Annotated in this window: 5 protein-coding genes; 1 reads left to right on the top strand and 4 read right to left on the bottom strand. The window is 62.0% G+C overall.

The features are described from left to right. Positions 1-88: 88 nt before the first annotated feature. The 3 genes from BN1124_RS19590 to ilvY all read right to left on the bottom strand — a co-directional run bounded on the left by BN1124_RS19590 (position 89) and on the right by ilvY (position 3,994). Positions 89-2,671 (bottom strand): bifunctional acetate--CoA ligase family protein/GNAT family N-acetyltransferase, encoded by a 2,583-nt coding sequence (locus BN1124_RS19590; RefSeq protein ID WP_042644693.1) that lies wholly within the window; start codon positions 2,669-2,671, stop codon positions 89-91. Between the two features lie 90 nt (positions 2,672-2,761). Beyond that, entirely contained in the window at positions 2,762-2,953 is a 192-nt protein-coding gene (locus tag BN1124_RS19585) for a hypothetical protein (RefSeq protein WP_042644691.1), read from the bottom strand. Positions 2,954-3,100: 147 nt separating this feature from the next. After that, positions 3,101-3,994, bottom strand: a complete 894-nt coding sequence (ilvY, locus tag BN1124_RS19580; RefSeq protein WP_042644689.1) for an HTH-type transcriptional activator IlvY — start codon at positions 3,992-3,994, stop codon at positions 3,101-3,103. A 212-nt stretch (positions 3,995-4,206) separates the two neighbouring features. Between ilvY and ilvC the strand changes: the two genes are divergently transcribed. Then, complete coding sequence (gene ilvC, locus BN1124_RS19575) at positions 4,207-5,688, top strand: ketol-acid reductoisomerase (protein WP_042644688.1); 1,482 nt, start codon at positions 4,207-4,209, stop codon at positions 5,686-5,688. Between the two features lie 152 nt (positions 5,689-5,840). Here the strand turns inward: ilvC and pgi are convergent, their stop codons facing one another. Then, a complete protein-coding gene (pgi, locus tag BN1124_RS19570; RefSeq protein ID WP_042644686.1) occupies positions 5,841-7,490 on the bottom strand; it encodes a glucose-6-phosphate isomerase in 1,650 nt (549 codons plus the stop codon). Positions 7,491-7,535: the final 45 nt, after the last annotated feature.

The following is a 7,535-nucleotide window of genomic DNA, read 5'->3' as shown; positions in this document are numbered from 1 at the left end:
AATTAGAAGAAGCCCGCTCAATCGAGCGGGCTTTTTTATTGCCTGAAATTTCTCATTTTTACGCTATAAACGCCTGCCTATAAGCCTTTTACCGATCTTGCTGACTCTGCTCCACGCAGGGCAGCATCATATTCACTACCCCGTCTTCCAACTGGATATCGATCTGGAAGCCAAGTCGCTTGGCCAGATTGATCATGCCGCGATTGCTGGGCATGGTCATGCCGGAGAGCTGGCCTATGCCGCGCTCCCTGGCGTAGCGCACTATCTTCTCCATCATCAACTTGCCGAGCCCTATCCCCTTCAGGTCTGAGCGGATCAGGATGGCAAACTCCGCATCGGACTGGTCCGGATTGGAGATGGCCCGCACCACTCCCAGGATCTGTTGGTTGAAGGCCCCATCCTGTCCTACGGCGACGAAGGCCATCTCCCGGTCGTAATCTATCTGGGTCATGCGGGCCAACTCTTCATGACCCAGCTCCCCCACGTCGGCGAAGAAGCGTTTGTACCTGTCCTCATCGGATACCCTGAGCACGAACTGCTTGTGAGCGGGCTCGTCCTCCGGCCGGATCGGGCGAAGCAGCACATGGCTCTGATCCTTGAGCCAGGCCCCCTCTTCCAATTCGGTGGGATAGGGGCGGATGGCCAGCGGCAGCATTTGCTGCCCTTCCTCCATCAGGGCCAGTCTGGCATCCAGGATCACCATCTCGTCGCCACAGGCCTGCAGCGGGTGCAGATCCAGCTCCTGGATCTCCGGAAAGGCCAATAGCAGCTCAGACAGTTGGCACAGCACCTGACCGAGCGCATCGATATCGAGCCGCACGGGGGTGGCCTGCTCGCGGATCTTGCCGTTCTTGAGGGCACCGATGATCTGATAGCGCGCCAATGCCTGATTGAGGGGCGGCAGGGCAGCGACCATCTGGTGCGGTTCGGCGCCGGATTCCCCGAGCAGGATCACGGGCCCGAACACGGGGTCTTGCTGCAGGCGGATGCGCAGTTCGAGCCCACCGCTGCGTTTTGCCATACGCTGGACCAGCAAGCCTTCTACCCGGGCTCCCGGATCGTGCTGACGCACCCTGTCCAGAATGGCGTCCGCCGCCTGGGCCACCTCGGCCGAGGTGCGCAGGTTCAGCATGACACCGTGAACTTCCGATTTGTGGGCAATGTCCGGAGAGCGCAGCTTCACCGCCACCGGATAGCCTATCTGCTCTGCCGTCAACGCCGCCTCGCTGGCATCCGAGACGATCCAGGTCGGCAGCGTGGAGAGGCCGGCGGCCTGCATGATGGGATGCACCAGGTGGGTATCGAGCACCCTTTGTTTGCGATCCTGCGCCTGGCGGATCAGCTGCTGGCAGCGTTCGACGTTGAGCCGACCCCCTTGCAGGGAAGCGGGTGTCTCCATCAGCTGTTTCTGGTTGCGGCGGTATTCCACCATGTGCATGAAAGCGGTGACCGCACTCTCCGGGGTACGGTAGGTGGGGATCCCGGCCTCATTGAACAGCCGGCGGCCCTCTTGCGCGGAGTATTCACCGGCCCAGTTGGTCAGGATGTTGAAACGCCTGGCCCTGGGATGTTGCTTGATAAAGTCGATCAGGTTGCTGGCAAGCCGTGCGCCCTGTGCGGTGAGGGAGGGGGCGTGGATCAGCAGTATGGCGTCAGCCTTGTCCCCTTGCAGCAGTTCGTCCAGCGCACTGCGATAGGCCTCGATATCGGCATCGCTGCCGATGTCCAGCGGGGTCATGGCCAGCCTGCCGCCGCGCTCCAGCAGCACGTCGGCAGCCATGTTGGCGAGGCCGCGTCCGTTGGAGAGGATGGCGAGCCGTTCCCCCTTGAGGGTCAAGGAGTGGCTGAGGGTCTCGACGGTGGCGAACAGTTCGTGGGTGTCCCGCACCCGCAGCATGCCGGCTCGGCGGATGGCCGCATCATAGACGTTGTCGAGGCCGTTGGCGGGATCGTGGCGACCGCTCTTGAGCACCAGGATCGGCTTGTTGCGCGAGGCGGCGCGTGCCGCCGAGAGGAAGTGGCGGGCATCGTGCAGCTTGTCCATGTAGATCAGGATGGCGCGGGTGCTGCCATCGCGAGAGAGCTGATCCAGCAGCTGGCCGAAGTCGATGTCGCAGTGATCTCCCAGTGACACGAAGGCCGAGAAGCCGAGTTCACGCTGCTTGGCCCAGTCGAGAATGGTGGTGCTGACCGCCGCCGATTGCGACAGGAAGGCGACCTGCCCGGGAGTGGCGGCGATGGGAGAGAAGCTGGCGTTGATGCCCTGACCCGGCAGCAGCATGCCCATGCTGTTGGGGCCGAGCAGGCGGATGCCGTATTGCCGGCACAGCTGCTGTAGTCGCAGGCGATCCTCTGCCGAGAACTGGGCGGCCAGAATGATGGCGGCGCCTGTGCCCTTCTTGCCGAGCTCCTCGATGAGTGGCAACACCCGCTCGCGCTTGGTGCAAACAATGGCGAGATCCGGGGCCAGCGGCAGGCTGGCGATATCGGGATAGGCGAGCACGCCGGCGATGGCCTTGCTATGAGGGCTGACCGGCAGTATGGGGCCCTTGAACTGGCCCGCGAGCAGATGCCTTATCACCACATGACCCGCCTTCTGCGGGTCGCTGGAGGCACCGATGACGGCAATTGACTGGGGTTTGAAGAGCCGATCCAGGCCGCTTGGTTTCATGGGCACTCCTCATGGCGACCCCCAAAGCGAGGGTGACGGATGGTGCCAGTCTAATACGCTTTGTGCCTTTGTTCTGTGACCGATTTCGGGTCAGCGTGCGACCAGGGCATTGGCGCGCAGATAAAATCGGAGCTCGCCCCGGATGCGGCGCACCGTGGCCAGGTGGCGATCCTGCAGATAGATTTCCTGCTCCTGCTCTAGCTGACAACGGCGGACTCCCAGGCTCTGCAGATACTCTTCAAACAGGATGGAACCCTTGATCTCGACCAGATGCTGGCTCACGACGTACTCCTTATTTCCGGCTGATGGGTTTGCCGGGCCAGTGTCCCCTCTTTCCCGAGCCTTTCATACTGACACATTTGACACCAAAATCGGGCGAGCCAGCGTGCGTGGTTGCTCGCTATCTGGCTCCGCTTTCGCCGCAGTGCCTCAGCGCAACGTGCCCTGACCACGGGCCGTGTCCCAGAAGGCGCGGATCAGGGGCTCTTCCAGCCGCTTCTTGAGCACGGCGATGCCGACATCGAAGGGCTTGAGGGCGGGCTTGGGCAGGGCGATGCGCACCTTGTCTCCCATGGGGCTGTGATCGATCACGGCGGCGGGCACCAGACCCACACCGAAGCCGAGCGCCACCATGGCGACTATGCCCTCGTTGCCGGCGACCTCGGCATAGATGTTGGGGGCTATGCCCTTGTTGCGGAACCACTGATCGCAGCGCTTTCGCGCCAGCCCCTGCTCGGAGAGGATGAGGGGCAGATGCTCCCAGTCCGGTTCGCCATGCTGGAACCACTGACTGAGTTGGGGGGCGGTGCGCGGTGCGATGAATACCAGCGGCACCTGCTGCAGGCTGGCAAATTCCAGCTTGGCGGAGAGTGCATCGGGTCGCGCTGCGATGGCGAGATCGGCCTCATCGGCCAGGATCTTGTCCACCGCCAGCGCCGGATCGCCGGTCTCGAGCTTGATCTCGAGCTGGGGGTAACGGCGACGGAAACGCTCGAGCACCTCGGGCAGCAGGAAGTAGCTGGCGGTGACCGAGCAGAACACCCGCAGCCGGCCCTGCAGTGGCTCATCGCTACGCCTGAGCTCCTGCTTGAGCTGGCGCCACTCCTGCAACAGGCTACCGCCGAACTCCCGCAGCTTCTCGCCGGCCGGAGTGAGCCGCACGCTGCGATTGTCCCGCTCGAACAGCACGCAGCCGGTCTCCTGCTCCAGGCGCTGGATGGCGCGGCTCAGGGTGGAGGGGCTGACCGCCATGGCATCGGCGCTCTTGCCGAAGTGGAGGGAGTCGGCGAGGTGGAGAAACAGCTCGAGATTGCGAAGATCCATCGTTCATTTCCTGTGACGGCACATGTGCCGAATATATCCGTTCAGCGTCATTCATTGAGTGGGAGAAACCGCCCGAGATTGCGAAGAATGGTCTTTCAATTCTTGCAACGTACTGTTTCGAATATATCAGTTCAGGCAATAAGTGTCCCGCGCTATAGTGGTTTCGACAACGCCGTCACCCGGCATGGAATCAATCGAACGGAGCAATCACCATGGCTAATTATTTCAACACCCTGAACCTGCGTCAGCAGTTGGCCCAGCTGGGCAAGTGTCGTTTCATGCAGCGCGAAGAGTTCGCTGACGGTTGTGCGGCGCTCAAGGGCAAGAAGGTGGTGATTGTGGGTTGTGGCGCCCAGGGCCTGAACCAGGGCCTGAACATGCGTGACTCCGGGCTGGATATCTCCTACGCCCTGCGCAAGGCCGCCATCACCGAGAAGCGTGCCTCCTGGCAGAAGGCCACCGACAACGGCTTCGCGGTCGGCACCTATGAAGAGCTGATCCCGAGCGCCGATCTGGTGTTGAACCTGACCCCGGACAAGCAGCACTCCGACGTCGTCAAGACCGTCATGCCGCTGATGAAGCAAGGCGCTGCGCTGGGCTACTCCCACGGTTTCAACGTGGTGGAAGAAGGCCAGCAGATCCGCTCCGACATCACCGTCGTCATGGTGGCGCCCAAGTGCCCGGGCACCGAGGTGCGTGAAGAGTACAAGCGTGGCTTCGGCGTGCCGACCCTGCTGGCGGTGCACCCGGAGAACGATCCCCAGGGCGAGGGCATGGCCATCGCCAAGGCCTGGGCTTCCGCCACCGGTGGCGATCGCGCCGGGGTGCTGGAGTCCTCCTTCGTGGCGGAAGTGAAATCCGACCTGATGGGTGAGCAGACCATCCTGTGCGGCATGCTGCAGGCCGGCTCCCTGCTGTGCTACGACAAGCTGGTCGCCGAGGGTACAGACCCGGCCTACGCCGGCAAGCTGATCCAGTTCGGTTGGGAGACCATCACCGAAGCCCTGAAGCAGGGTGGCATCAGCCTGATGATGGACCGCCTGTCCAACCCGGCCAAGCTGCGCGCCTTCGAGCTGTCCGAGCAACTGCGCACCCTGATGCGCCCGCTGTTCGAGAAGCACATGGATGACATCATCGCCGGCGAGTTCTCCCGCGGCATGATGGCCGACTGGGCCGAAGACGATGCCAAGCTGTTCGGCTGGCGTGAAGAGACCGGCAAGTCTGCCTTCGAGAATGCCCCGGCGTTTGCGGGCAAGATTGCCGAGCAGGAGTACTTTGACAATGGCGTGGTCATGGTGGCCATGGTCAAGGCGGGGGTCGAGCTGGCATTCGAGACCATGGTGGCTTCCGGAATCTATGAAGAGTCTGCCTACTACGAGTCCCTGCACGAGCTGCCGCTGATCGCCAACACCGTCGCCCGCAAGCGCCTGTACGAGATGAACGTGGTGATCTCCGACACCGCTGAATACGGCAACTACCTGTTCGCCAACGCCGCCGTGCCGCTGTTGCGCGAGCACTTCATGCCGACTCTGAAGGCCGGTGATCTGGGGACCAGCCAGGCCGACAGCCAAGCTGTCGACAACCAGGCGCTGCTGGCCGCCAACGAGGCGACCCGCAACCACCCGATCGAAGCGATCGGCCATACCCTGCGTGGTTACATGAAGGACATGAAGCGCATCGCCGTCGGCGGCTAAGCCAACAGATGGAAGGACGGGGGTGACGACTCCCGTCTTCTGGCCGGCCTGGACACCCGGTCAGCTATCCAGACGATGACAACGCCGGTTTTCCGGCAATAAAAAGCCCCGCTCAATGAGCGGGGCTTTTGCATTCAGGGAAGCGTGATGGATCAGGCTTTCCAGGCTTTCCAGGTATTGATCAGGCCGTTGGTGGAGCAGTCGTGGCTGGTGACGGCCGCGTCTGTGGTCAGCTCCGGCAGGATCTTGTTGGCCAGCTGTTTGCCCAGTTCAACGCCCCACTGATCGAAGCTGAAGATGTTCCAGATTGCGCCCTGCACGAAGATCTTGTGCTCGTACATGGCGATCAGGGAACCCAGCGTCTTCGGGGTCAGGCTCTTGAACAGGATGCTGTTGGTGGGACGGTTGCCCTCGAACACCTTGAACGGTACCAGATCCTTGACCTGCTCCAGCGTCTTGCCGGCGGCCAGGAACTCGGCCTCGACCTGTTCTTTGCTCTTGCCGAAGGCCAGGGCCTCGGTCTGGGCGAAGAAGTTGGCCAGCAGCTTCGGATGGTGGTCACCGATGGGGTTGTGGCTGACGGCCGGCGCCAGGAAATCGCAGGGGATCAGCTTGGTACCCTGGTGGATCAGCTGATAGAAGGCGTGCTGGCCGTTGGTGCCCGGCTCACCCCAGATGATGGGGCCGGTCTGGTAATCGACCTTGTTGCCGTTGCGGTCGGTGAACTTGCCGTTGGATTCCATGTTGCCCTGCTGGAAGTAGGCAGGGAAGCGGTGCATGTACTGGTCGTACGGCAGGATTGCCTCGGACTCGGCACCGTGGAAGTTGTTGTACCAGAGGCCGATCAGCGCCAGCAGCACAGGGACGTTCTGCTCATAGGCGGCGGTGGCGAAGTGCATGTCCATCTCGAAGGCGCCTTGCAGCAGGGCCTCGAAGTGCTCGAAGCCCAGGGAGAGCGCGATGGGCATGCCGATGGCGGACCAGGAGGAGTAACGGCCGCCGACCCAGTCCCAGAACTCGAACATGTTGGCGGTGTCGATGCCGAACTCGGCCACGGCCTTGCCGTTGGTGGAGAGGGCGGCGAAGTGCTTGGCGACGTGGGCTTTGTCACCGGCGATGTCGACGAACCAGTCGCGGGCGGTCAGGGCGTTGGTCATGGTCTCCTGAGTGGTGAAGGTCTTGGAGGCCACCAGGAACAGGGTGGTTTCCGGATCGATCTTCTTCAGGGTCTCGGCGATGTGGGTGCCATCGACGTTGGAAACGAAGTGCATCTGCAGGTGGTTTTTGTAGGGGCGCAGCGCCTCGGTGATCATCACCGGGCCGAGATCCGAGCCACCGATGCCGATGTTGACCACGTGCTGGATCGCCTTGCCGGTGTAGCCTTTCCACTCACCGCCGATGATCTTCTCGCAGAAGCCCTTCATCTTGGCCAGCACGGCGTTCACTTCCGGCATCACATCCTTGCCATCCACCTCGATGGGGCGATCGGAGCGGTTGCGCAGGGCCACGTGCAGCACGGCGCGACCTTCGGTCATGTTGATCTTGTCACCGTTGAACATGGCGTCGATGGCGCCGCGCAGATCGGTCTCCTTGGCCAGCTCGATCAGCAGCTTGAGGGTTTCCTCGGTGATCAGGTTCTTGGAGTAGTCGACCAGGATGTCGCCACCGAAGGTGAGGGAGAATTTGTCGAAACGCTGGGGATCCTGTGCGAACAGATCCTTGAGTTGGGTCTCTTGATGAGCCGCGAAGTGAGTTTCCAGAGCCTGCCAGGCCTTGGTCTGGGTTGGATTGATGTTTTTCATAGGATTCCTGAGATTCCAAGTTGTGTTTGAACCTTGCAGGCAAGG

The sequence above is a fragment of the Aeromonas eucrenophila genome, assembly GCF_000819865.1.
Taxonomy (GTDB): Bacteria; Pseudomonadota; Gammaproteobacteria; order Enterobacterales; family Aeromonadaceae; genus Aeromonas; species Aeromonas eucrenophila.
Note: the sequence above shows the minus strand (reverse complement) of the source record. Positions and strands in the feature narration are given on the sequence as shown.